Annotated in this window: 20 protein-coding genes; 10 read left to right on the plus strand and 10 right to left on the minus strand. The window is 65.8% G+C overall.

Annotation, left to right across the window (positions count from 1 at the left end; all coding sequences use genetic code 11):
• Positions 1–100: 100 nt before the first annotated feature.
• Positions 101–1,114 carry a beta-1,4-glucuronosyltransferase WelK gene (welK, locus tag HJG53_RS10025; protein ID WP_368039557.1) on the plus strand — a complete coding sequence of 338 codons (1,014 nt, stop codon included), beginning with the start codon at positions 101–103 and terminating at the stop codon, positions 1,112–1,114.
• Here welK and HJG53_RS10030 read toward each other — a convergent pair.
• Positions 1,083–2,498, minus strand: a complete 1,416-nt coding sequence (locus HJG53_RS10030; protein WP_368039558.1) for an AAA family ATPase — start codon at positions 2,496–2,498, stop codon at positions 1,083–1,085. The genes welK and HJG53_RS10030 overlap by 32 nt on opposite strands.
• 43 nt (positions 2,499–2,541) lie before the next feature.
• Positions 2,542–2,814: an XrtV sorting system accessory protein gene (locus HJG53_RS10035; RefSeq protein WP_171130114.1), complete on the minus strand. Its 273-nt coding sequence runs from the start codon at positions 2,812–2,814 to the stop codon at positions 2,542–2,544.
• A gap of 268 nt (positions 2,815–3,082) precedes the next feature.
• Here HJG53_RS10035 and HJG53_RS10040 point away from each other — a divergent pair, with 268 nt between their 5' ends.
• The 7 genes from HJG53_RS10040 to HJG53_RS10070 are packed head-to-tail and all read left to right on the plus strand — an operon-like array spanning position 3,083 to position 10,451.
• On the plus strand, positions 3,083–4,384 hold the full coding sequence (locus tag HJG53_RS10040) for an outer membrane beta-barrel protein (protein ID WP_171130116.1): 1,302 nt from the start codon (positions 3,083–3,085) through the stop codon (positions 4,382–4,384).
• 15 nt (positions 4,385–4,399) lie between these two features.
• Positions 4,400–5,275: a polysaccharide biosynthesis/export family protein gene (locus HJG53_RS10045; RefSeq protein WP_171130118.1), complete on the plus strand. Its 876-nt coding sequence runs from the start codon at positions 4,400–4,402 to the stop codon at positions 5,273–5,275.
• Between the two features lie 12 nt (positions 5,276–5,287).
• Entirely contained in the window at positions 5,288–6,616 is a 1,329-nt protein-coding gene (locus HJG53_RS10050) for a GNVR domain-containing protein (RefSeq protein WP_171130120.1), read from the plus strand.
• A 10-nt stretch (positions 6,617–6,626) separates the two neighbouring features.
• On the plus strand, positions 6,627–7,343 hold the full coding sequence (locus tag HJG53_RS10055) for a CpsD/CapB family tyrosine-protein kinase (protein WP_217352751.1): 717 nt from the start codon (positions 6,627–6,629) through the stop codon (positions 7,341–7,343).
• On the plus strand, positions 7,343–8,227 hold the full coding sequence (gene xrtV / locus HJG53_RS10060) for an exosortase V (RefSeq protein ID WP_171130124.1): 885 nt from the start codon (positions 7,343–7,345) through the stop codon (positions 8,225–8,227). The genes HJG53_RS10055 and xrtV overlap by 1 nt, the downstream gene beginning before the upstream one ends.
• A complete protein-coding gene (gene epsI / locus HJG53_RS10065; RefSeq protein WP_171130126.1) occupies positions 8,224–8,925 on the plus strand; it encodes an exosortase-associated protein EpsI, V-type in 702 nt (233 codons plus the stop codon). The genes xrtV and epsI overlap by 4 nt, the downstream gene beginning before the upstream one ends.
• A gap of 44 nt (positions 8,926–8,969) precedes the next feature.
• Entirely contained in the window at positions 8,970–10,451 is a 1,482-nt protein-coding gene (locus HJG53_RS10070; protein ID WP_171130128.1) for an undecaprenyl-phosphate glucose phosphotransferase, read from the plus strand.
• Positions 10,452–10,454: 3 nt separating this feature from the next.
• On the opposite strand, the gene HJG53_RS10075 is transcribed toward HJG53_RS10070, so the two are convergent.
• From HJG53_RS10075 to HJG53_RS10085, 3 genes are read right to left on the minus strand one after another with little or no spacing between them, the layout of a single operon-like run.
• Complete coding sequence (locus tag HJG53_RS10075) at positions 10,455–12,047, minus strand: cisplatin damage response ATP-dependent DNA ligase (RefSeq protein ID WP_171130130.1); 1,593 nt, start codon at positions 12,045–12,047, stop codon at positions 10,455–10,457.
• A 27-nt stretch (positions 12,048–12,074) separates the two neighbouring features.
• Entirely contained in the window at positions 12,075–12,854 is a 780-nt protein-coding gene (hisN, locus tag HJG53_RS10080; RefSeq protein WP_171130132.1) for a histidinol-phosphatase, read from the minus strand.
• On the minus strand, positions 12,854–13,501 hold the full coding sequence (locus tag HJG53_RS10085) for a hypothetical protein (protein ID WP_171130134.1): 648 nt from the start codon (positions 13,499–13,501) through the stop codon (positions 12,854–12,856). Before HJG53_RS10085 ends, hisN begins: the two co-directional genes overlap by 1 nt.
• Before the next feature lie 80 nt (positions 13,502–13,581).
• On the opposite strand from HJG53_RS10085, the gene ispH reads away from it, so the two are divergent.
• Positions 13,582–14,529 (plus strand): 4-hydroxy-3-methylbut-2-enyl diphosphate reductase, encoded by a 948-nt coding sequence (ispH, locus tag HJG53_RS10090; RefSeq protein ID WP_171130136.1) that lies wholly within the window; start codon positions 13,582–13,584, stop codon positions 14,527–14,529.
• Here the strand turns inward: ispH and HJG53_RS10095 are convergent.
• The 3 genes from HJG53_RS10095 to HJG53_RS10105 all read right to left on the minus strand — a co-directional run bounded on the left by HJG53_RS10095 (position 14,498) and on the right by HJG53_RS10105 (position 18,850).
• Complete coding sequence (locus HJG53_RS10095; RefSeq protein ID WP_171130138.1) at positions 14,498–16,429, minus strand: PAS domain-containing sensor histidine kinase; 1,932 nt, start codon at positions 16,427–16,429, stop codon at positions 14,498–14,500. The genes ispH and HJG53_RS10095 overlap by 32 nt on opposite strands.
• Positions 16,430–16,520: 91 nt before the next feature.
• Positions 16,521–17,819, minus strand: coding sequence for a DEAD/DEAH box helicase (locus tag HJG53_RS10100; protein ID WP_171130140.1), 1,299 nt, complete (start codon positions 17,817–17,819; stop codon positions 16,521–16,523).
• 221 nt (positions 17,820–18,040) lie between these two features.
• The gene (locus tag HJG53_RS10105) at positions 18,041–18,850 is read right to left on the minus strand and encodes a hypothetical protein (RefSeq protein WP_171130142.1); all 810 of its coding nucleotides are present in this window, start codon (positions 18,848–18,850) and stop codon (positions 18,041–18,043) included.
• Between the two features lie 102 nt (positions 18,851–18,952).
• Between HJG53_RS10105 and HJG53_RS10110 the strand changes: the two genes are divergently transcribed.
• Entirely contained in the window at positions 18,953–20,248 is a 1,296-nt protein-coding gene (locus HJG53_RS10110; protein ID WP_254447675.1) for a M20/M25/M40 family metallo-hydrolase, read from the plus strand.
• Here the strand turns inward: HJG53_RS10110 and HJG53_RS10115 are convergent.
• The gene (locus HJG53_RS10115; protein WP_171130144.1) at positions 20,245–22,995 is read right to left on the minus strand and encodes a [protein-PII] uridylyltransferase; all 2,751 of its coding nucleotides are present in this window, start codon (positions 22,993–22,995) and stop codon (positions 20,245–20,247) included. The two genes, HJG53_RS10110 and HJG53_RS10115, sit on opposite strands and share 4 nt — an antisense overlap.
• A gap of 48 nt (positions 22,996–23,043) precedes the next feature.
• Positions 23,044–23,883 carry an alpha/beta fold hydrolase gene (locus HJG53_RS10120; RefSeq protein ID WP_171130146.1) on the minus strand — a complete coding sequence of 280 codons (840 nt, stop codon included), beginning with the start codon at positions 23,881–23,883 and terminating at the stop codon, positions 23,044–23,046.
• Positions 23,884–23,989 lie beyond the last annotated feature (106 nt).

Genomic DNA, 23,989 nt, shown 5'->3' on the forward strand with positions numbered 1-23,989 from the left:
GGGCGCATGCGCCACCGATTTGACTGCGCTCTCTTAGCAGGCAAATGGGCCCGCGGAACCGAAAATAACGTTAAGGCGGCGGCAAGAAGCTGGAGGAATGGTGACGAAGAAGAAGCTCAAGCTCTGCCTTGCCGCGTCTGGCGGAGGCCATGTCCGCCAGTTGCTGGATCTCGAACCGGCGTGGCGCGAGCATGACTATTTCTTCGTCACCGAAGACACGGCGCTCGGCCGCAGCCTGGCCGAGCAGCATCCCGTCCGCTTTGTCGACCATTATGCGATCGGCCAGGCCAAACTCGGCCGGGGCTTGGACATGGTCAAGGGCGCCGCACGCAACGCGGCGCAGTCGGCCGCAATCGTGCTCAAAGAGCGGCCCGACGCGGTCATCACGACCGGAGCCGGTGCCATGTATTGGACGGCGCTCGGGGCACGGGCGCTCGGCGCAAAGCTGGTGCTGATCGAAACCTTCGCCCGCTTCGATGCCCCCTCGAAGTTTGCCCGCGGGCTGAAGCCGTTCGCGACGGAGACCATCGTTCAATCGCCCGCACTCAAGGCGCACTGGCCCGACACCACGTTGTTCGACCCGTTTCGCCACGTCGAGGGCACGCCGTCCGCGAAGCAGCCACTGCTGTTCGCGACGGTCGGCGCCACCCTCGGCTTTCCGCGGCTGGTCGATGCCGTGCTCGACCTGAAGCGCAGCGGCAAGCTGGCCGAGCGCGTGATCCTGCAGGTCGGCGACGTCGAGCTGCCCATGGATGTGCCGGAGGGTGTCGAGGTGCACCGGTCGATCCCGTTCGATCAGGTGCAGGCGATCCTGAAGGATGCCGCCTTCGTGGTCTGCCATGGCGGCACCGGGTCGCTCATCACGGCGCTACGAGCCGGCTGCCGGACGATCGCGATGCCCCGCCGCTTTTCGCTCGGCGAGCATTATGACGATCACCAGGAGGAGATCACTGCCGCCTTTGCCGCGCGTGGGCTGCTGCAAGTCGCGCTCGAAGCCAGCGAGCTGGGCGCATGTATCGAGCGGGCGCGGGCGAAGCCGCCGGTGCTTGCGACGACGGACCTGACGCCCTTATCGGAGCATCTCAGGACGCGACTGAGCGCGTGGGCGGCGTGACGCTGTCCGAATCCAGATTGTCGCGCGCCACCCGCATCCAAAGATAGGTCGGCAGCGGTTCCTCGCGGAAGCGGAAGCGCGCGCCGTCTCCCTCGGCGGCGCGCTCGGTGACGCCCGCCAGCGTCAACTCGTTCAGCTCCTTGATCATGCGGTCCGCAGGAACATTCTCGCACAGGGACAGCGCGTCTTCCGCCGTGAACCAGCCGTCCGGCGTGCTGGCGGCGCGGGCGGCCGCGTGGATCACGGTGCGGTGCTGCGGCGCCAGGAACGGCTCGACCGCCGACAACAGGCGTGGATCGATGCGGCTCGCGGATTCGTCGACCACCTTGTCGAGCGCTGCCCAGACATCGCCGATTTCGATGCGCATCCGCTCGGCGTCGAGCGCGATCATCGACGAATGGTGACTGACCAGCCGCACCAGATAGGGCGAGCCGTTGGACAGCGACTCGATCGCCTGCACCGCATCCTCGTCGAACGACACACCGGCGCTCTTTTCGCCGATGCGGATCAGCGCGCGCACTTCGTCGCTGGACAGGCGCGGCATCGGCAGGCCGATGATGTTCCGCCGGATCGACGGGATGTAGCCGATCAGCTGCTGCAGGTTCGACGCCACGCCGGCGAGCACCAGTTGCACCCGGGCGGCACGATCCGACAGATTCTTGATCAGCTCGGCAACGCTCTGGCGGAACTGGTCGCTTTCGGCACGGTCATATTCGTCGAGGATGATGATCACGCGCGTCCCCGTGACCTGCGACAGCAGCTCGCCGAGCTGGCGGGCATCGAAACCGTCGGTCAGGCGATCGGCGACACTGCCCTGGTTCTCGCCGAGCGCAGTTGGATCGATGTCGCGCAGGTAGAGCTGCGGAATGTCGCGCAGCACGGCGCGGAAAATGTCCTCGAAGCTCGAAAAGGCGCCGCACGAGGCGTAGATCACGACATAGCGCGATTCGCGGGCGATGTCGGCCAGGATGTGCACCAGCGAGGTCTTGCCGATGCCGCGCTCGCCATAGATGACGACATGGCTGCGCTGATCCTCGAGAATTTCGATCAGCCGGGCGAGCACACCCAGGCGGCCGGCGAACTTGCTGCGTTCGGTGACCGGCTGGGCGGGGGTAAAGACGTCGCGCAGCGTCGTACGCGCCTTGGCGAGCCGTCCGGTGTCGCCGCGTGACCCGCCCCGCTCCACGGCCGAGGAACGGAAGGTAGGGAAGTTCGAATCGGCCGAGGTGGGGACGGGTTGCTCATCGGCGTCGGCTGCCTGCGCCTCCATGGCTGCCTGGCGCGCACGGCGCCGCTCAAGCAGTTCGGCGCGATCGGGTCCGCTCTGCTGCGTCGCGCGCGAGCCGCGCCGCAGCCAGCCGAAAATCCTGTTCCAAAACGCCACGCTTCAACCTCGCAAGATCATCTGTTCGGCAACATGCCGGGCCTCAGCTTCTGCCCTGCCCCTGAAACGGCTTGATGACGTAGAAAGTATAGACTAGCACCGCGACAATGCCTGCCGCGCCGAGCAGCTGGTAGATGGTATTGCCATTCTCCAGCCCTTCATTGCCGAAATAATTGGACACCGCACAACCAATGGATGGCGGCAAATAGCTCAGAATCGAGTCCTGCGGCTCGCCGTCGCCGACCGAGCGCTGGAGAAAAATCACGATCAGCCCGGCGAAGATCGCCACGGTGATCCAATCATAAGGAGTCTGCATGCCTGGCCTTCTTCCCCCCGGTCACACCTGCGTGCCCGCTACCACCGAACCGCCGGGATGACAAAGCGGTTGCACCGTCTAGCCTGCCCATTGCTGCCGTATGTTGCTACAAAAGCGTCAACATCGAACTAACCAGTGTCTCTGATTCGCCACAGGCAAAGCATCAATTGGAGCGTTAGCCATAGCCAGTCGTTGCGAGGGAGGCAGCTTGTGGATAGCCGGACCCAGCAATGGAAGACTCCGGCGCTGGCCGAAAAGGGGTACGGGGTTGAAGAATAGAGACATGGCGATCGGTCTGTTGCTGGTCGGATCGGCGAGTGCCGCCCTTGCGCAGACGACTGACACCCGCCCGCCGAGCTTCGGCGCGGCTCCACGCGCACCTTCCGGCCCACCGGCGCGTAGCATCGGCATCCGCGCCGCGGTCGACGTGAGCTATGATTCGAACGCCTTCGGTCTCAGCGACGCGCTGATTCGCCAAGGCCGGCTGGCGGGCCGCTCCAAGGACGACATCAGCATCACGCCATCGCTGCAGCTTGACATCACCCAGCCTTTCGGTCGCCAGGCCGCGTATCTGCGCGGCACCATCGGCTATGACTTCTATCTTCAGAACTCGCAGCTGCAACGCGAACGCATCCAACTGGATGGAGGCGTCAATCTCCAAGTCGGCCATGGTTGTTCGGGGGGAGTGAACGCGGCTTATGGGCGGTTCAAATCCAACTCGGGCGATGTTTTCGTGCTCGGCGATGAGCCGCTGATCCGGGACATCAATACACAGGAAACCTTGGTGTTCGGCGGGCGGGCGCAATGCGGCGGCGCGATCGGGATCACGCCGGCCATAGGCTACCAACACAGCCAGATCCGCAATGACTCGCGCTTCTTCAAGCTGAACGACTCGAACAGCGACAGCTTCGACGGCAGCATCGGCTATTCGCGGCCATCGCTCGGTCGCATCTCGCTCTATGGCACCTACACCACTGCCAAGTACCTCAACCGGACGGTGATCGGCCTGCCCGGGCCCATCCCCGGCATTCCCACTGACGGGGTCGAGAGCTATTCGGCCGGGGTACGGTTCGAGCGGCAGATCGGCACGCGCGTGCAAGGCTCGATCGCCGGCGGCTATTCCTGGGTCAATCCAAAGAACATCTTCTCCAACAAGTTCCGCGGCAGTTCCTATTCCGCCAGCCTGAACATCCGTCCCTTCGACGCGATGTCGCTGGACCTCCTGGCCTCACGCGAGGCGGAGACCACCAACGCGGTCTTCGCATCCTATTCGATCACCGAAATTTACGCGTTGAACGGCACCTATCGGCTGAACCGGAAGATGTCGGCCAACTTCGGCAGTTCCTACCAAAGCCGCGACTATCGCGGCCGCTTCGCGACCGTCGACGGCGCAGCCACATTGGGCGAGGACAAGTTCGTGCGTGCCTATGTCGGGCTCGCTTACGATCTCAATCGACGGTTAAGACTTAACGGTTTAGTAAGCCAACAACGTCGGAAGGCGGATAACCCGCTGTTCAACTATAACAACACGACGGTCAGCCTGGGCGCGAGCTTCGCGCTTAGCCGCTGACCGGGACGAGGTGCTATGACGCTTGTGAAACGATTGACGGGCCTGCTGCTTCTGCTGATTGCGACCCCGGCCATGGCCCAGACCCAACCCGCGCCGTTGCCGGGTACGGTGGTGGCCCAGCCGGCCGGTGCAGTGCCGGTCACAACGCCGCAGCGTCCGCCCGCCCCGCAAACCCGCGAATCGAAGGATCTCAGCGCCGGCTATGTGCTCGGCCCCGACGACACGATCGAGATTTCGGTGCTGGGCCAGCCCGAGTTTACGACCCGGGCGCGGGTGAAGTCGAACGGCGTCATCCAGTTGCCCTTTATCGGCGAACAGAATGTGTCGGGTGAAACGGCGCTCACCCTCGCCCCCAAGATCGCGGAGAAGCTGCGCGCCGGCGGCTATTATGCCAAGCCGGTCGTCAACGTGGAAATCTCCGGCTTTGCCAGCCGCTATGTGACGCTGCTCGGCGCGGTTGGCCAGACCGGGCTGCAGCCGGTCGACCGCGACTATCGCCTGTCTGAGATCATTGCTCGCGCCGGCGGCCTGCGCGGCGATGGCGCCGATTACATCACCCTGACCCGTACGGGTGGCGAGCAAAAAAATTATCCGTTCGAAAAGCTGGCCGCCGGCGGCCCTGAGGATGATCCGATCGTCCGGCCCGGCGACAAGATCTACGTCCCGCTCGCCGACACCTACTATGTCTATGGGCAGATCAATCAGCCGGGTCAGTTTCCGATCCGCGGCGACATGACCGTGCGCAACGTGATCGCGCGGAGTGGCGGCATCTCGCCCACTGGATCGCTCAAGAAGATCAAGCTGTTCCGCGACGGCAAGGAACAGAAGGCCAGTCTCGACATGGCCGTCAAAGCCGGCGACGTGTTCACCATTGGCGAACGTGCCTTCTAAGGGAATTGATCGATGAGTCTCGTCCAGTTCCTGCGCATCCTGGCGGCGCGCAAAGCCATCATTCTCGCGACGCTGCTTGCCTGCTTCCTGGCGGCCACGATCACGGTGCAGCTGCTGCCGGAGCGATATGAGGCGCGCAACCGCGTGCTGATCGACCTGACCAAGCCCGACCTTCTCGGCAGCGGGCCCATGTCGAGCCAGGCGATCTCGTCCTACATCTCGACGCAGATCAAGCTAATCAAGGATGTGCAGACGGCCGGCCTGGTCGTCGATCAGCTCGGCTGGACCGCCGATCCCAGCTATCAGGCGTCGTTCGACGCGGCCGGACGGCCGGGCGGCGACATTCGCGACTGGCTGGCGCAGCGGATCGTCGACAACACCGAGGCAAACTTCGTCGAAGCGAGCAGCATCATCGAAATCAGCTATCGCGGCAACGATCCCGCATCGACCCAGGGCATCGCGCAGGCGATCCGCGAGGCGTTTCTGAAGATGAACCGCGACCAGAAGGTCAGCAACGCGCAGCGCAGCGCCGCCTCGTTTGAGGAGCAGGCCCGTCGCGCGCTGGCCGAAGTTACCAAGGCCGAAGAAGCGCGCACGCAATATGCCAAGGCAAACGGTATCGTTCTCCAGGCGGGGAATATCGACCTTGAAAGCTCGAAGCTCACCGCCCTGTCGAGCGCGTCGGCGGCTCCGAGCGCGCCGCAAGTGATCCCGGGCCGCCAGTCGGACCCGCAGGTCGCGATGCTGCGCCAGCAGATCGAGGCCGCCAAGCAGACGCTTGGACCCAACCATCCGCAGCTGCAGGCCATGCAGCGCCAGTTGACCGCGATGCAGTCGGCCTCAGGCGGCGGCGGATCGGTAATCGGCGGCACCAGCCGGGCGGAAATCGAAGGCGCCTACCAGGCACAGAAAGCCCGGGTCCTCGCCCAGGCCGACAAGATCGACCGGCTGAACCAGATGCAGTCCGACATCGCGGTCAAGCGCGACCAGTATCAGAAGCTCGCCGCGAAGGTCGAAGACGCGAAGGCGTCGGCGATGAGCGAGACGCTGATGGAGCCGATGGGCAACACCAACCTGCCCGATGAGCCGGTCTGGCCCAACAAGCCGCTGGTGATTTTCGGCTCGATCGCGCTGGGCCTGGTACTCGGCGTGCTGCTCGCATTGCTCGTCGAGCTGCTCGCCCGCCGCGTGCGCAGCGAAGACGATCTTGAGTTCGCGACCGGCGCACCGGTGCTGGCCGTGGTCGGACAGAAGAGGGACGACAATTTCCTCGTCGCCTGGGGGCGGCGCATCATCGACCGCGAGGGCGCCAGCCGGCGCCGCGCGCTGGCGGAGGCTTGACCGAATGAGCATGAAGACGGCGCTCCAGGAAATGGAGCAGGAGGCGGTCGTTCCGGCGCGAGCGCTCGACCGGGTCGAACCGGCCATTGCCGTTGCTCCGGCGATCGAATCGGTGATGATCAACGACCCGCAAGGGCTGGAGGCCGAAGCGATCCGCGCGCTACGCACGCGCCTCGCGGCCCAACATTTGCGCGAAGGCCGTCGTTCGCTCGCGGTCTGCGCGGCCGCGGCCGAGGCGGGCTGCACCTATGTCGCGTTGAACCTGGCCGTCGCCATGGCCCAGGCCGGCGTGCGCACCGCGATCGTCGACGCCAATCTGCGCGACCCGATGATCGCCGACCTGTGCAGCCTGCCGCTGTCGATGCCGGGCCTGTCCGAGTATCTGAACAGCGACGGAATCGCGATGGCGGAGATCGTCGATGCCGAACTGATGCCGAACCTGGCGGTGATCGGCGCGGGCGAGACACCGTCCAATCCGCAGGAGCTGCTTTCGGGTGCGCGCTTCCGCGGCCTGGTCGACCAGCTGCTGCGCGAATACGACCTGACCATCTTCGATACGCCGCCGGCCAATATCTGCTCCGACGGCCAGCGCGTGGCGACCATGGCAGGCTTCAGCCTCATCGTGTCGCGCAAGCATAAAAGCTATGTCGAGGACGTTAGAACGCTGGCGAAGCAGCTGCGCGCCGACCGGTCGGTGGTGGTCGGCTCGATCCTGAACGACTTCTGATGGAAATGCCCGCCCGCGCCTTGCGGCCTCAGCCTCAGTTCCTGCAGGTGCTCGCGCGCCATTGGCCGCTGTTGGGCGGTATCGCGCTGCTGCTGGTGCCGACGATCATCGCCATCGCCACCCAGTCCTGGACGGGTGAGGCGGGCGTCCACGGACCGATCGTGCTCGCCACGGGCGTTTGGCTGTTCGCCCGACGGTGGAAGGAACTGCGCGACGTCCAGCGCTCCGGCAAATTTGGTCTCACGCTCGCCGTTCTGATCCCGTCCCTGCTGCTCTATGCGTTCAGCCGCGCCTTCGGCTTTCTCGCGACCGAGGCGATCGGCCTGGGCGGCGTGTTCGTCGCCATTTTCTACGGCTGGTTCGGCGGCGAGGCCGTCAGGCGCATGTGGTTCCCGATGCTCTACATGGCATTCGTGGTCCCGATGCCGGGCTGGGTGGTGTCGACGCTCACCGCGCCGATGAAGGAATATGTCTCCTCGAGCGCGACCTGGCTGCTGTCCAAGGCCGGCTATCCGATCGTCCGCGAAGGCGTGACGCTCTACGTCGCGCAGTATCAGCTACTGGTCGAGGACGCCTGCGCCGGCCTGAACTCGCTGATCAGCCTGACCGCGATCAGCCTGTTCTACATCTATATTCTGCACAACGCCTCCTGGCGCTATGCGCTGTTCCTGATGCTGTGGATCGTACCGGTGGCGCTGCTCGCCAATCTGGTGCGCGTGATCATCCTGGTCCTGATCACCTATCATTTCGGCAATGCGGCGGCGCAGGGCTTTCTTCACTCGACCGCCGGACTGGTGATGTTCGCCACCGCCCTGATCGGCATTTTCGCGGTGGACGGCCTTATGACGCCGGTGCGCAAGCTGCTCACAAGGACTTCAGCATGATCAATCGTCGCGAGCTGATCATCGGCGGCGCGTGTCTGGCCACCGCTGCCGCCGCGGAAACGATGCGTCCGCATAAGCGGGTGGCGTTGCTCGCCGACGGTCAGAAGCTGGAAGACGGCATTCCGCGGTCCTTCGGTCGCTGGCAGATGCGCGACAGCGATGGCGTCGTGGCGCCGCCGAGCGAAGACAGCCTTGCCGCCAAGCTCTACAACCAGACGGTCACGCGCATGTATGCGGGCCCCGACGAAACGCTCGTCATGCTGCTGATCGCCTATGGCAATACCCAGAGCGACACCCTGCAGCTCCACCGGCCGGAGGTCTGCTACCCGGCGTTCGGCTTTACGGTGACGGCCAGCCGTCCGGTGGCCTTGCCCCTGGGACCCGGCGTCACGCTGCCCGGACGCGACCTGGTCGCCAGCTCGCCCGGGCGCGACGAGCGGATCAGCTACTGGACCCGGGTCGGCGAATATCTGCCGGTCGACAATAGCGAGCAGCGCCGGATGCGTTTCCGTACCGCGCTGGCCGGCATCATCCCGGACGGCGTGCTGGTCCGCGTTTCGTCGACCCAAGGCGACGAGGCAGAAGGGTTCGCGACCAACGCCAGCTTCGTCACCGACCTGATCAAGGCGGTGCCGCCGGCCTATCGCCCGGCACTCGTTACGACCGAAAAGGCACGCGAGCTGACGCGGACCGCTTGAGCTTCATCCGTCGGTCCCTTCAGGGCTGGCGGAATAGGGGACCCATGCTGCAACAACCGACGATCACCGCCGCGAACAGCGCCTCGACCGGGACCGCCCGATCGCAGGCGTCGCGTTCGCCGGTGCTCCTCGAAATCGGCATCCTTGGCCTCCGCGCGATCGAAATGCTCGCGGTCGGCGCGACGGCGTGGATCGCTGCCGCCGTCGCGCTGGACCTCATCCCGCGGGGCATGGAAGCAGCCTATGGCAACGCCGCGCTGATCGCCTGCCTGTTCTACGCTGCCCTAGCCGAGGTGACCGGCTGCTACGACATCGACACGCGTTTTTCGGTACGGACCGGCTGGACGCGGGTGCTGACCGCCTGGCTGTCGACCGGCATGTTCCTGATGACCTTGGGCTTTCTGCTCAAGGTGTCGGAAGATTTCTCCCGGGGTTGGGCCTTGGCCTGGTTCTCGTTCGGCGCCGTCGCGCTGCTGGGTACGCGGGCAGCGGGCACGCTGTGGATGCGGCGCCTGAAGCAGCGCGGCGTCTTCAACCACCGCGTCGCCATCTTCGGCGCCGGCTCGCAGGGCGACAGACTGGCCAAGTATATCATCGGCAACGAAAAGCTGACGATCGATCTCGTCGGCTTTTTCGACGACCGGCTGCCGGAGCGGCTGCCGGAGCGCGAAGTGCATCTGCCCCTCTACGGCAATCTGACTGACCTGATCACCCGCATCCGCTTGGGCGAAGTCGACCAAGTTATCGTGGCGTTGCCCTGGTCGGCGGAAAAGCGGCTGCAGGAAGTCGTCGCCGAACTGGCGATCACTCCCGTGCGTATCCGCCTGGCGCCCGATCTCGCCACCTTCGCCTTTTCGCAGCGGCCGGTGGTGCTGCTCGGCGATCTGCCGGTAATGACCCTGTTCGAACGCCCGATCTCGGGCTTCGATCAGATCGTCAAGCGGATTGAGGATGTCGTGGTGACGAGCGTCGGTCTGGTCTTCGTGCTGCCGCTGTTCGCTATCGTCGCGCTGGCGATCAAGCTCGATAGCCCGGGTCCGGTCTTCTTCCGCCAGGATCGCGAAGGCTTCAACAATCAGCGCTTCCGCATCTGGAAGTTCCGCTCGATGCGAGCCGACCGGTGCGAGGCCGATGGGATCACCCAAGCGCGGAAGGACGACGACCGCATCACGCGCGTTGGCCGTTTCCTGCGGCGGACCAGCATCGACGAGCTGCCGCAGCTATTCAACGTGCTTACCGGCGAGATGTCGCTGGTCGGACCACGCCCGCATGCGCCCTCGACCAAGGCCGGCGACCGCGTCTTTTCCGACGTGGTGTCGCACTATGCCGCCCGTCACAAGGTGAAGCCCGGCATGACCGGCTGGGCGCAAGTTCATGGCTGGCGGGGCGAGACCGATACCGAGGAAAAGCTGCTCAAGCGGCTGGAGCACGACCTTTACTACATCGAGAATTGGTCGGTGCTGCTCGACCTCTACATCCTCGCGCGGACCGTCATCACGCTCGCGTTCCAGAAGACGGCCTACTGAGGCTCAGCTGATCAGCCGCCGTAGGGTCTCGACCCTGTCGGCTTCGGCGGCGGGCTTGTCGGTGCGGATGCGAGCGATCCGTGGGAAGCGCATTGCCACCCCGGATTTGTGCCGGCCCGAACTGTGGATCGAGTCGAAGGCGACTTCGAACACCAGGCTTTTTTCGACCTCGCGCACCGGGCCGAAGCGCTGCACCGTATGATTGCGCACCCAGCGGTCGAGCCATTTCAGCTCCTCGTCGGTGACGCCCGAATAGGCCTTGCCGACCGGCAAAAGGTCGCCTTCTTCGGTCCAGCAGCCGAAGGTGAAGTCGGAATAGAAGGAGGAGCGCCGGCCGTTCCCGCGCTGCGCATACATGACGACGCAGTCGGCAGTGAGCGGGTCGCGCTTCCATTTGTACCAAAGTCCGACGCGCCGCCCCGCGACATAGGGACTGTCGCGACGCTTCAGCATCACGCCCTCGATTGCAGCGTCACGGGCGCCCGCGCGGATCCCTTCAAGTGTGGTAAAGTCCGGCGCTTCGATCAGTGCCGACACGTCGAACCGGTTCGGGTCGAGGACCCCGGCGAATTGTTCGAGCCGCCCGCGCCGCTCGGTCCAGCCAAGGTCGCGCACATCCTCGGCGCCGTCGAACAGGATGTCGTAGAGCCGTACGAAGGCCGGATAGTCGGCCAGCATCTTCGCCGTCACTGCCTTGCGGTTCAGCCGCTGCTGCAAGGCGTTGAAGCTGGCCGCCGCGCCGCCATGCTCGTCGGCGCCCTGCGCCTCGCCCTTCACCATCAGCTCGCCGTCGAGCACGCCGGGAGTCCGGAATGCCTCAGCCAGGTCGGGGAAGCCGCGGGTGATGTCGTCGCCGGCGCGGCTGTAGAGTCGGGTCTCGCCGCCCGCATGGACCAGTTGCACGCGGATGCCGTCCCATTTCCATTCGGCGGCATAGTCGGCCATGTCGACCCGCAGATCCTCAAGGCCATGGGCAAGCATGAAGGGGCGGAACACCGGCAGCGCGCTCGCGACCGGTTGCGCGCCTTTGCCTTCGGCCCAAGCAAACAGCGTCGGATAGGGTGGGCCGATGCCGTGCCACACCTCCTCGACCGCGGCGACGTCGAGGCCGAATGCGTCGGCGAGCGCCGTTTTGGCGAGCCGGGCAGTGACGCCGACGCGGAGAGCCCCCGTCGCCATCTTCAGCAGGGCGAAGCGCTCCTCCGGTTCCATGCGATCGAGATAAGCGGCCAGCACGCCGGCCGCTTCGGAGCGGGAGAGCGCACGAAAGCGATCGACGACCGCGCCAAGCGACAGGTCGAAGGGCGGCTCCGGCACTCGTTCGGGACGCGGCCAGATCAGCGACACCGTCTCGGCCGTATCGCCGACATAGTCGCGGCTTAGCCAAAACAAGGTTGGATCGACGCGTTCTTCGACCAATGCCCGGATCAGCGCGGGCTTGATCGCGGGGAGGTCGAGATCGCCGGTCAGCGCGGCAAGCGCCCAGCCGCGGTCCGGGTCTGGCGTGGCGCGCAGATAGTCCCCGATCAGCTTCAGCTTGGCGTTGCGCGAGCGCGTATAGACCAGCCGTTCGAGCAGAGTCGCAAAGGCGCGCATCAGCGGAACAACCTCCGCGCGATCGTTTCAGTTCCGGGACGACTCGAGGAGCGGCAGCGCCTCTGCCAACAATGCAACGTTGGCCGCCGCCACAACCTGGCCGCTCCCCCCGAGGCCGAGCGGCGCGCCGGACCAGTCGGTCATCACGCCACCGGCACCCTCGACCACCGGCACCAGCGCGGCATAGTCGTAAAGCTTGAGCCCCTCCTCGATCACGAGATCGACTTGGCCGGACGCGAGCAACGCGTAATTATAGCAGTCGCCGCCGAGCAGCGTGTCGCCGGTCTTTTGCTGCAAAGTCTCGAACGCCGGGCAGAACCACGGGGCCGTAGTCGCGAAGATGGCCTGGTTCAGGGGTCGGTCCCGGCGAGACCGGACCGGAGCTCCGTTGAGCAGTGTCGATCGGCCGACAGCGCCGATCCAGCGCTCGCCCGAGATTGGCTGATCGATCACCCCCAATATGGGCCGTCCCTGCTCCAGCAAGGCGATCAGGGTTCCGAAGATCGGTCGGCCGGCGATGAAGGAGCGCGTGCCGTCGATCGGATCGAGCACCCAGACCCGCTCGGCATCGGCGCGCTCCTCGCCATATTCCTCCCCAATGATGCCGTCCTGCGGGCGCTCCCGCTCCAACAAGGCGCGGATGGCCGCTTCCGCCTCGCGGTCGGCTTGGGTGACCGGCGAAGCATCGCTCTTCACCTGCTGATCGAAGGCCGCCCGGAAATAGGGGCGGATCGCGCGTCCGCTCGCATCAGCCAGCGCCTGCGCAAGCGCGATGTCTGCTTCGAGCCGGGCCGCCTGCGCCGCCACTAGCGCGTGGCGTTATATTGCAGCTGATCGGGCGTGAGCTGGAAACCGACAAGCAGTTCGAAGCTGGCCCGCGCGACCGCCGCGCGGACAGCGGGCTCGCTCATCGGGTCGATCGCCGCATCCTCTTCGCCCGCCTTGCGCTTGCGGGTGATCTGCTTGCGGACGTCCTCGGGCAGCGTCGCGGCGGAGCGAGCGATCACGCTCGACCCCTGCGCGGTGGCGGTTGCGCGGTCCTGCCCGGCGGCAAAGCTGATCGCGACACGGCTGATCCGCTTGGCGACAACCACGTTCCCACCGCGCACGACCGTCACGAAATAAGGAAGCACGACTTCACGCGGTGCGGCGGTGTCGCGGCGGCGGGCCTGGACGTCGAAGCTGGTGGTCGCGACCACCTCGGCACCCGTCTCGTCGCAGGTGGTGCGCAGGTTGGTGATGACGGCGGTGACGTCGATCGCGCGCGCGTCGCGGCTCTGCGGCGGGTCGAACAGCGTAATGTCGCCGGTGGAGGCAGGCACGCCGACGGCGGGGCAGGCCGAACGCGCGGCGCGAATGCCGCCGGTCGGATCGAGCTCGCCCTCCCGGCTGGCGCAGGCGCCCAGCGCCAGCATGAGGACGACGGCTGACAGGGTGCGAAGCGACAAAGACATGTCCTTGAGTGGCCGGGGATCATGAAAACCATAGGAAGGCGCTTTGATGCAGGCAAGCAATCGCTTATCTGAGCCCAGGCATGGCCTCCCTTCCCCCTCTGAAGCTGCTGATCGCGGCGCCGCGCGGCTTCTGCGCCGGCGTCGATCGCGCCATCCGTATCGTCGAGCTCGCGATCGAGCGGTTCGGCGCGCCCGTCTATGTGCGGCACGAGATCGTGCACAATCGCTTCGTGGTGGACGCGTTGCGGGCCAGGGGTGCGATCTTCGTCGACGAGCTCGATGAAGTGCCCGACTCAGCGCCGGTGATCTTTTCCGCTCACGGCGTGCCCAAGGCTGTGCCTGCTGCGGCCGAAGCGCGCGGCCTGCAATATCTCGACGCGACCTGCCCGCTCGTCTCCAAGGTCCACAGCCAGGCGGAGAATCTGGTGGCGGCCGGGCGGCACATCCTGTTCGTCGGCCATCGCGACCACCCGGAAGTGATCGGCACGTTCGGCCAGGTTCCCGAAGGGCGCATGACCCTGGTCGAGACGGTCGAGGATGTGGCGTCCCTCCAGCCCGCCGACCCTGACAATCTCGCCTTTCTGACCCAGACCACCTTATCCGTCGACGACACCGCCGAGATCATCGCCGCATTGAAGCAGCGTTTTCCGGCGATTACTGGGCCGCGCGGCGAGGACATTTGCTACGCCACCTCCAACCGCCAGGCGGCAGTAAAGGCGATCGCGCCCTTGTGCGACGCCATGCTGGTGATCGGCGCGCCGAACAGCTCCAACTCGCTGCGCCTGGTCGAAGCGGCCGAACGAGCCGGTGCGCGCGCGAGACTGGTGCAGCGCGGCTATGACGTGGATTTCGGCTGGTTGGAGGGCGTCCGGACGCTCGGCCTCACCGCCGGCGCTTCGGCCCCCGAGCTGCTGGTCCGCGAAGTCGTCGCCCGCTTGGCGGAACGCTACGCGATCGCAGAAGAACAGGTCGAGACGGCGCGGGAAAATATGATCTTCAAGCTTCCGCGCGCCCTGCAGGCCGCATGACACTGTCAAGCGTTCGGGCGAGCGCTTCGACCAACGCGTCCCGGCTATAGGGCTTGCGCACCAGCTCGAAGTCGCGCGCATGGCCCTTCAGCACATCTTCGCTATAGCCGGTGGCAAGCAGCACGGGCAGGCCGGGCCGCTGCGCGCGCAGCCGCCGCGCGAACTCGATCCCGCTCATGCCTGGCATGACGACGTCGCTGAAGACGAGGTCGAGCGGGCCCCTGTCCAGCAGGGGCATGGCCTCCTCTGCCGAAAGGGCCGCTCGAACATTGAAGCCAAGATCTTCAAGCAATTGCTGGGCAAAGTTGCTGACCTGCTCATTGTCTTCGACCAGCAGAATGGAGAGGCCGCGCGGCAGGTGGGGCAGCTCGCGATCGGCTGCCTCGGACGAGAGCGGCCGATGCGTGCGAGGCAGGACGAGCCGGATGGTCGTACCCCTACCTTCCTGGGAGTCGATCTCCGCGCGACCGCCGGTCTGTGCCGCGAAGCCGTGAATCTGCGACAGACCAAGCCCAGTGCCCTTGCCGGTCGGTTTGGTCGTGAAAAACGGCTCAAAGGCGCGGTCGATCACGTCCGACGGCATGCCCCAGCCCGTGTCCGACACGGCGACGCAGACGAAATCCTCGCCCACACCGCCGGGGCGGTTGGCCGTCGACAATGTGATCGTGCCGCCGTCCGGCATTGCATCACGCGCATTGATCGCAGCGTTCAGCAGCGCAGTCTCAAGCTGGGTCGGATCGGCCTCGACCAGCCACAGGCCGGGCTGCAGATCGAGCCGGATCTCGATCGTCGAACCAAGCGTGCGGGCGATCACGTCGGCGAACGCGTCAAGCCGGACGTTCAGGTCGAGAACTTCGGGCTGCAGCGCCTGGCGCCGGCTGAAAGCAAGGAGATGGTTGGTAAGCGTTGCGGCGCGGTCGGCGGTCGAGATGATCGCATCGACATAGCGGGTCCGGCGATCCTCGGTCAGCCCGCAGCGGCCGAGCAACTCGGCCGAGCCGCGGATCACGGTGATCAGATTGTTGAAGTCATGGGCGATGCCGCCGGTCAGCTCGCCGAGCGCCTGCAGCTTTTGCGATTGCGCGAGCGCCGCGCGCGTGACCTCCAGTTCCTCCTCCGCGCGCTTGCGGTCGGTGACGTCGCGCGTGATCTTGCCGAAGCCGATATGGCGGCCTTCATCGTCAAAGATCGGATCGATGACGACGCTGGCCCAGAACAGCGTGCCATCGACGCGCCGTCGCCACGCCTCCGTCTCGTATTTCCCTTCACTGAGCGCGGTGGCGAGCGCCAATTGCGGGATGCCGGCCTCGCGATCCTCATCGGTGTAGAAGATCGAGAAATGGCGGCCGACGATCTGCTCGGCCGTATAGCCCTTGATCACCTCGGCGCCGGAGTTCCAGTTGGTGATGGTGCCGTTGGTGTCCAGCATGTAGATCGCATAGTCGCGCACGCCCTGGACCAGCATGCGAAAGCGCTGTTCGCTTTCGTGCAGCGCCCGCTCGGCTTCCTTGCGCTCCGTGATGTCGCGCGTGATCTTGGCAAATCCGATCACTTCTCCATCGGGGGAGCGCACCGGATCGAGGACGACATGCGCCCAGAAACGCTGGCCGTCCTTTCGAACCCGCCAGCCCTCGGCTTCGAACCGGCCTTCGGTCGCGGCGATCTCCAGCGCCCGCCAGGGGAGCCGAGATTCCAGATCTTCCGGCGTGAAGAAGCGGGAGAAATGCTCGCCGATAATCTCGTCGGCGTCATAGCCCTTGAAGCGGCGCGCGCCAGGGTTCCAGGTCGCGACGTTCCCTTGGCGATCCAGCATGTAGATCGCATAATCGGTGACGGCGTTGACGAGCAGCTGAAAGCGATCGTTCGGAGAAACGGGGAAGACGCCGTTAGTCTCGGCCATGAATGGTCCTGCAGTGCCGAACGCGTCCGGCCGGAGTTGGGCCCCCGCCCGAACACGTTCCTATTGTCATCGCACCTGAAATCAAGCGGGTTCAGCTGGCCCGCTTCACCACACCCTTATGCGCGCCGACACCGCCGCTCCGCCGCCGGAACGGCCGTTTGGGGCGGTCGCCGGCCGGGCGAGCGCGCTGTTCGTCGTGACGGCGCTGCGCGGTGGGCTTCGCCTGGCTGGGCTTCGGCAACGAAGCCTTGAGCTGCTCGAAGCCGTCCGGCAGCGGCACCGGCTGCAGCTGCACGCGGGTCAGTCGCTCGATCTGCTTCAAATAGGCGCGCTCTTCCCCATCGACGAAGCTGATCGCGATGCCGTCACGCCCGGCGCGCGCGGTGCGGCCGATGCGATGGACATATTGTTCCGCCACGTTCGGCAGTTCGAAGTTAAAGACGTGACTGACGCCCGACACGTCGATGCCGCGCGCGGCGATATCGGTCGCGACCAGGATCTTGATCTCTCCCGAGCGGAACGCCTGCAGCGCCTGGGTGCGCTGCGGCTGGCTCTTGTTGCCGTGGATCGCCGCGCAGCCGATACCCGCCGCCTGCAGGTTGCGCACCACCTTGTCCGCGCCGTGCTTGGTGCGGGTGAAGACGAGCGCGCGATCGATCGGCTCGGCCTTAAGCGTCAGCGTGAGCAGCGCCGTCTTTTCCGCCTGATTGACGAAAGTGACGAACTGTTCGATCCGCTCGGCGGTCGAGGCAACCGGAGTCACTGCAACCTTGACCGGATCGGTCAGGAAGCGGTCGCCCAGCTCCGCGATCGTCTTCGGCATGGTGGCCGAGAAGAACAGGCTCTGGCGCTTGGCCGGCAGCAATTTGTCGATCCGCTTCAGCGCATGGATGAAGCCGAGGTCGAGCATCTGGTCGGCTTCGTCGAGTACGAAGATCTCCACGTCGCGCAGGGTGAGCGCGCGCTGGTCGATCAGGTCGAGCAGACGACCGGGCGTGGCGACGAGCACGTCGACGCCGGCCTTCAACTTGTTGATCTGGCGCCCGATCGGCACGCCGCCGAAAACGGTTTCCACCGACACACGCATGAAGCGCGCATAGTCGCGGAAGCTGTCGGCGATCTGCGCCGCCAGCTCGCGCGTCGGTGAAAGGACGAGCATCCGGCAGCCCTGGAGGGGCCGCGGCTTGGGATGACGAGCGAAATAGTCGAGGCTGGGCAGCGCGAACGCCGCCGTCTTGCCGGTGCCGGTCTGGGCGATGCCGCACAGATCATTGCCTTGGAGGAGCGGCGGGATGGCCTGGGCCTGGATCGGCGTCGGCACGGAATAGCCCTTGGCGGCAAGCGCCTTGGTCAGCGGCTCGACAAGGCCGAGGTCGGTGAATTTGGTCATGAAATACTCGCAATATGCGCATGGCGGCGCGCAAGCATGCGCGGCCGCAAGACGCGGGGTTGGTCTGACAACCCGCGTGAAAAGGGAAGCCTGTTGCAGGGAGCGCTCAAGCAGTTTCGGCCGGGCTCTCACTCGAGCTGTTCACGCTGCCGAACCATCGGGGACTTGCCCCGTGCGCATCGGCTATATGGGGGAAAGCCGTTAATAAAGCAAGACAAGCGCTATAGCCGATCCATGCTGAGCCATTTCCGGTCACCCGCCCAAGCCTTTTGGACCCGCGCCTCGGCGTCGGCTGCCGCCTGCGTAGCGCCCAGCGCACGGTCGGCCTGCGCGCGTCCCCAGAGCGCCCACAGATTGTCCGGGCGACGTGCCAGCGCTCGCACAAAGGCCGCACGCGCCTCCCGCGGCTCCCCGGCCTTAAGCAGGGCGGCACCCAGTGCCGCGTCGAGCGGCTGGTGCCAGAGCGGGTCGGCAGCCGGTGCCTGGCGCTCGATCTCGGCTGCGCGTTGGAAGCGCTGGGCGGCACCGCGATAGTTCTTCTGCGCAAACTCCAGCCGGCCCACGGCGACATGCTGGACGATGCGCAGCTGCGGGATGGCGGCGTCGAGCTTGTCGCGTAACGCTTCGAGCCGCATCAGATGCAATTCCTCCTCGCCTTCGTCGGTGCGGCCGGCGCGCGCCATCGCTTCGATCCGCAATCCGCGCCAGATCTGATGCAGCAGCAGCTGGTCGGAGGTCGGCTCCGGCAGCGCGAGGAAGGCAGCGGGCGACAGGAACTGGGAGCGTACCTGCCATACGGCGAGCATCAGGCCTTGCACATAGGCCGGGCCACGCGCCGCCGATGCGCGGGCCAGCACCTCGATCCGCTCGGCAGCGGCGAGCGCGCCCGCGGCGTCGCCCCGCGCTTCGGCCGAAAGCGCGGCGCGCTGCTCGTCCACCAGGACCGCTTCGAGGCGCTTCGAGCCGGCATCGGGCTGAGCGGTGCCGGCGGACGAGATCAGCAATGTGGCCGCGATGATCAGGATGCGCACGACGTTCCCCCTTGTTTCGCAAACACGTAAGTCTGCCGGCAGGGCTTGTCGACATGCGGGCGCTCCTGCAAACCGCGCCGGAACCTGCTTCGGGAGCCTGACTTGAAAACGCTGATCGCGACCCTGTCCCTCGCCGTTTCCGCACCCGCCTTGGCCGCCCTCTCACCGGCGGAGCAGAAGATGGCGACCACCGTCGACGCGGAATATGAGCGGTCGGTGTCGCTGCTGGAGAAGCTGGTCAACCAGAACTCCGGATCGCTCAACATCGAAGGCGTGACGAAAGTCGGCGAGATGATGCGCGCGGAGCTGGCGCCGCTCGGCTTCGAGGTGAAATGGGTACCGATGGCGGAGGCAAAGCGGGCCGGGCACATCGTCGCCACGCACAAGGGCAAGAGCGGCGGAAAGCGGCTGCTGCTGATCGGTCACCTAGACACGGTGTTCGAGAAGGATTCGCCCTTCCAGACCTTCGTTCGCAAGGGCGAGCGGGCAGAAGGCCCGGGCACGGGCGACGACAAGGGCGGCATGGTGGTGATGGTCGCCGCCTTGCGCGCCATGCAGGCGGCCGGCACGCTCAAGGATGCCAATATCGAGATCGTGCTCACCGGCGACGAGGAGGATTCGGGCGATCCGATCGAGATTTCGCGCCGGGATCTGATCGCGGCCGGCAAACGCGCCGACGCCGCGCTCGACTTCGAAGGGCTGGTGGTGATCGATGGCCATGACTGGGGCTCGATCGCGCGCCGCAGCTCGACCAGCTGGACATTGAAGGTGACGGCGAAAAGCGGCCATTCGAGCGGCATCTTCACGCCGGCCGCCGGCGAAGGCGCGATCTACGCGGCCAGCCGCATCCTTGCCGCCTTTCGCGACGAGCTGCGCGAACCGAACCTGACCTATAATGTCGGGCTGATTGCCGGCGGCACCCAGGCCGAACTCGACGCGGGGCAGATCCGCGCCACAGCTGCGGGCAAGTCGAACATCATCCCGGCCACGACCCTCGCGCGCGGCGATATGCGGACGCTGTCCGACGAGCAGACCGCGCGCGTGCAGGCGAAGATGAAGGCGATCGTCGCGCGCGAGTTTCCTGGCGCGAACGCCGAAATCAGCTTCGATCCCGGCTATCCCGCGATGGCACCCACCGACGGAAATCGCGCGCTGCTGAAGCGGCTGAACGCGGTGAATGCCGATCTAGGGCTGAAACCGATGCCCGAACTCGATCCGCTGAAGCGGGGAGCCGGCGACATCGCCTTTGTCGCGAAGGATGTCGACGGGCTCGTCGGACTGGGCCCCGACAGCGAGGGCGATCATGCGCCGGGCGAGACGGTCAATCTCGACAGCATCCGCCGCCAGGCGAAGCGCGCCGCGATCCTGATGACCCGGTTGAGCCGCGAGAATCGCTAGGCAGCGGCGCGCTGCGCGGCTTCGCCTTCCGCAGCCTCGAGCAGGCGCTTTTCGAGCGGCTTGAGGCGGGCCGTCGCGGTGATCTTCTCGCCCAGCAAGTCGGTGACGTAGAAGGTATCGACGGCGCGCTCGCCATAAGTGGCGATGTGCGCGGAGTGGATCGTCACCTTGGACTGGAACAGCGCATAAGCGAGCGCATAGAGGAGCGCCGGCCGGTCGCGCGCATTCACTTCGATGACGGTGAAACGGTTGGACGCGCGATTGTCGATCAGCACGTTGGCGGCGATCGGGAAGGCGTCGGCACGGGGGCGCTGCAGCGGCTTGGCGGACAGCCGCTCGGTCAGGGCGCTGCGATTGACGAGCGCCTCTTCGATGCTGGTCTTGAGCCGCCTGAGGCGAGCGTCGTCGTCGAATGGACCGCCGAACGGGTCCTGGACAAGAAAATTGTCGAGCGCCATGCCGTCCCGCGTGGTGTGGATGCGCGCGTCGATGATGCTGCCGCCGGCAAGGTGGATGGCACCGGCAATGCGGTAGAACAGGCCAGGATGGTCGCTCGCGTAAATAGTGACGAGCGTGGCACCGCGCTCGCGATCGGGTGCGGCGTCGATCCGCAATCCTTCCGACCTCGCCGCGTCGACGGAACGCGCATTGCGTTCCAGCACGTCGACCGGCTCCGCGATCCAATAGGGCTCGGGCAACCGCTTGGCATAACGGGCAAAACGCGCCTCTTCCCATTTCAGCCTGGCGCGCAGCTCCTGCTGCTTTCCCTCGATCCGCTCCTTGCGTCCGGTCTGCTTGTGACCGAGGCGCAGCACTTCCTCTGCGCCGTCGAACAGGTCGCCGAGCAGCTGTCGCTTCCAGCCGTTCCAGACGCCGGGCCCGACCGCCCGGATGTCGACGATGGTGAGGACGAGCAGCAGCTTCAGCCGCTCAGGACTCTGCACCGCTTCGGCAAAGTCGAGGATGGTCTTGAAGTCGGACAGGTCGCGCTTGAAGGCCGTTGCCGACATCAACAGGTGATAGCGTACCAGCCAGGCGACCGTCTCGGTTTCGGCCGGGGAGAGGCCGAGCCGCGGACAGAGCGACTGCGCGACCTCGGCGCCCAGCACACTGTGATCGCCGCCCCGCCCCTTGGCGATGTCATGCAGCAGCACGGCGACGTAGAGCACGCGGCGCGAGACGATCTGGCGGATCACCGCCGTCGCGATCGGATGCTCGTCCTTGAGTGCGCCGCCGTCGATCCGGGCGAGCAGGCCGATCGCGCGGATCGTGTGCTCGTCGACCGTATAATGGTGGTACATGTCGAACTGCGTCTGGGCGACGACGCGGCCAAAGTCCGGCACGAAGCGGCCGAACACGCCTGCCTCGTTCATCCAGCGCAGCACCGTCTCGGGGTCGCGCGGTGACGTCAGGACGTCAAGAAAGAGCGCGTTGGCGCGCGGATTGGATCGCACCTTGGCATCGATCAGCCGCGCATCACGCCGCGCGCTGCGCACTGCGGCCGGGTGGAGTTCGAGGCCGTGCTTGTCGGCCAGCGCGAACATCTCGATCAGCCGCACCGGATCCTGCTCGAGGAAATCCTCGGACGGTAGGGCGAGCCGGCCGCGCACCAGCTTGAAGCCGTTGAGCTTGCGCGGGCGGCGCGGAATGGCGGCGAGGGTGAAGCGGCGGCCGCGGCTGGCGAATTGCTCGTCGAGATGGGCGAGGAACAGGCCGGTCAGGTCGCCGACCGTCTTCGCCTGCAGGAAATAGTAATGCATGAAGCGCTCGACGGCCGATTTGCCGGGCCGGGTCGCATATTGCATGCGTTCGGCGATCTCGCGCTGGTAATCGAAAGTGAGTCGCTCTTCGGCGCGCCCCGCGATCATGTGCAGATGGCAGCGCACGGCCCATAGGAAATTCTCTGCGCGCTGGAACTGGTGCAGTTCCTCGCGGGTCAGGAGGCCTGCATCGACGAGCCCCGCCACCGAATCGACCCGGTGCACATATTTGCCGATCCAGAAGAGCGTGTGCAGGTCGCGAAGTCCGCCTTTGCCCTCTTTGACATTGGGCTCGACCACATAGCGACTGTCGCCCATGCGCCGGTGCCGCTCGTTGCGCTCCTCGAGCTTGGCCGCGACGAAGTCCCGGTCAGTGCCAGCGACGACCTCGCGGCGAAAGCGCTGGGCGGCTTCGTCGTTGAGCGCGGCATCGCCCCAGACGAACCGCGCTTCCAGCAGGGCCGTGCGGATGGTGAGATCGGACTTCGCCATGCGCACCATGTCGTCGAGCGAACGGCTGGAGTGGCCGACCTTCAGCCCCAGGTCCCAGAGCGTGTAGAGCAGCGACTCGATCACCTGCTCCGCCCAGCCGGTCTGCTTCCACGGGGTGAGAAACGCGATGTCGACGTCCGAATGCGGGGCCATCTCGCCGCGACCGTAACCGCCGACGGCCATCAGCGCGATGCGCTCGCCGGCCGTGGGGTTGCTCACGGGATAAAGCCGCTCGGTCGTGAAATCATAGGCGAGGCGGATAATCTGATCGATCAGGAAGGCCTGCGCGCCCGCCGCCTCGAGCCCGCGCGAGGGGTTGAGCAGCAGGCGATCGGCGATCTGGGCGCGGCCCTGATCCAACGCGACCTTCAGCAGGGCGACGAGCTGCTGCCGCAGTGCGACGGGATTGCCCTGCAGCCGGTCGATCTCCTCGGCCACGGCACGGCGGTCGATGATCGCACGGCGATGAGGCACGGAGTCGATGCGGCTGGCCATCGGCCCTACATAGGCGTGGCCAGCCGCAACGTCATCAAGACGCTGATGCTAGGCGAGCGTGCCCCGGATGAAGGCGAGCAGGTCCGGATTGATGATGTCCGGGTGCGTCGTGCACAGGCCGTGGGGAAGGCCCGCATAGGTTTTGAGCGTGCCATTCTTCAGCAGCTTGGCGGAAAGCGGCGCGGAGTCCGCGTAGGGCACGATCTGGTCGTCGTCGCCGTGCATGACGAGCACGGGTAGCTCGATCGACCGCAGGTCTTCGGTAAAGTCGGTCTCCGAAAAGGCCTTGATGCAGTCGAGATGCGCCTTAGCGCCGCCCATCATCCCTTGCCGCCACCAGTTCCAGATCACGCCCTGATCGACCTTCGCCCCCGGACGGTTGTAGCCGTAAAAGGGGCCCGACGGCACATCCAGGAAGAACTGGGCGCGGTTCGCGAGCAACGCCGCGCGGAACGAGTCGAAGACCTCAAGCGGCAAGCCGCCGGGATTTGCTTCGGTCTTCAGCATCAGCGGCGGGACGGCACCGATGATCACGGCCTTGGCGACCCGGCCAGCCTCCGCGCGCGCAACATAGCGGACGACCTCGCCGCCCCCGGTCGAATGGCCGATATGGACAGCGTCACGTAGATCGAGCGCCGACGCCAGTGCCGCGACATCCGCGGCATAGGTGTCCATGTCGTTGCCGGTCCAGCTCTGGCTCGAACGGCCGTGACCGCGGCGGTCGTGCGCGATCACGCGGAACCCTTCGGCGAGGAAGAACAGCATCTGATTGTCCCAGTCGTCGGCGCTGAGCGGCCAGCCATGGTGAAACACCAGAGGCTGGGCATCCTTCGGGCCCCAATCTTTGAACCAGATGCTCGTGCCGTCCGCGGTCGTGATGGTTTCCATTGCCGAACCTCTCGTGAGTCGTTGCTGCACCGAAACCCTATCAGTCGAAGCAGGTCATGACAGCGCCATGTTGCAGCGCGGTGGCGCCGCCGCCTAGACTTCAAGA

Origin of the sequence: Sphingomonas sp. ID1715 (assembly GCF_013044515.1) — a bacterium.
In the GTDB taxonomy this organism is placed as follows: Bacteria; Pseudomonadota; Alphaproteobacteria; order Sphingomonadales; family Sphingomonadaceae; genus Sphingomonas_B.

Excerpts from the sequence above, each read along its gene's own strand:
- HJG53_RS10035 (WP_171130114.1), bottom strand. The coding sequence starts at position 2,814 with ATGCAGACTCCTTATGATTGGATCACCGTGGCGATCTTCGCCGGGCTG.
- HJG53_RS10045 (WP_171130118.1), top strand. The coding sequence starts at position 4,400 with ATGACGCTTGTGAAACGATTGACGGGCCTGCTGCTTCTGCTGATTGCG.
- HJG53_RS10050 (WP_171130120.1), top strand. The coding sequence starts at position 5,288 with ATGAGTCTCGTCCAGTTCCTGCGCATCCTGGCGGCGCGCAAAGCCATC.
- HJG53_RS10055 (WP_217352751.1), top strand. The coding sequence starts at position 6,627 with ATGAAGACGGCGCTCCAGGAAATGGAGCAGGAGGCGGTCGTTCCGGCG.
- xrtV (WP_171130124.1), top strand. The coding sequence starts at position 7,343 with ATGGAAATGCCCGCCCGCGCCTTGCGGCCTCAGCCTCAGTTCCTGCAG.
- epsI (WP_171130126.1), top strand. The coding sequence starts at position 8,224 with ATGATCAATCGTCGCGAGCTGATCATCGGCGGCGCGTGTCTGGCCACC.
- HJG53_RS10070 (WP_171130128.1), top strand. The coding sequence starts at position 8,970 with ATGCTGCAACAACCGACGATCACCGCCGCGAACAGCGCCTCGACCGGG.
- HJG53_RS10075 (WP_171130130.1), bottom strand. The coding sequence starts at position 12,047 with ATGCGCGCCTTTGCGACTCTGCTCGAACGGCTGGTCTATACGCGCTCG.
- HJG53_RS10085 (WP_171130134.1), bottom strand. The coding sequence starts at position 13,501 with ATGTCTTTGTCGCTTCGCACCCTGTCAGCCGTCGTCCTCATGCTGGCG.
- ispH (WP_171130136.1), top strand. The coding sequence starts at position 13,582 with ATGGCCTCCCTTCCCCCTCTGAAGCTGCTGATCGCGGCGCCGCGCGGC.
- HJG53_RS10095 (WP_171130138.1), bottom strand. The coding sequence starts at position 16,429 with ATGGCCGAGACTAACGGCGTCTTCCCCGTTTCTCCGAACGATCGCTTT.
- HJG53_RS10100 (WP_171130140.1), bottom strand. The coding sequence starts at position 17,819 with ATGACCAAATTCACCGACCTCGGCCTTGTCGAGCCGCTGACCAAGGCG.
- HJG53_RS10115 (WP_171130144.1), bottom strand. The coding sequence starts at position 22,995 with ATGGCCAGCCGCATCGACTCCGTGCCTCATCGCCGTGCGATCATCGAC.
- HJG53_RS10120 (WP_171130146.1), bottom strand. The coding sequence starts at position 23,883 with ATGGAAACCATCACGACCGCGGACGGCACGAGCATCTGGTTCAAAGAT.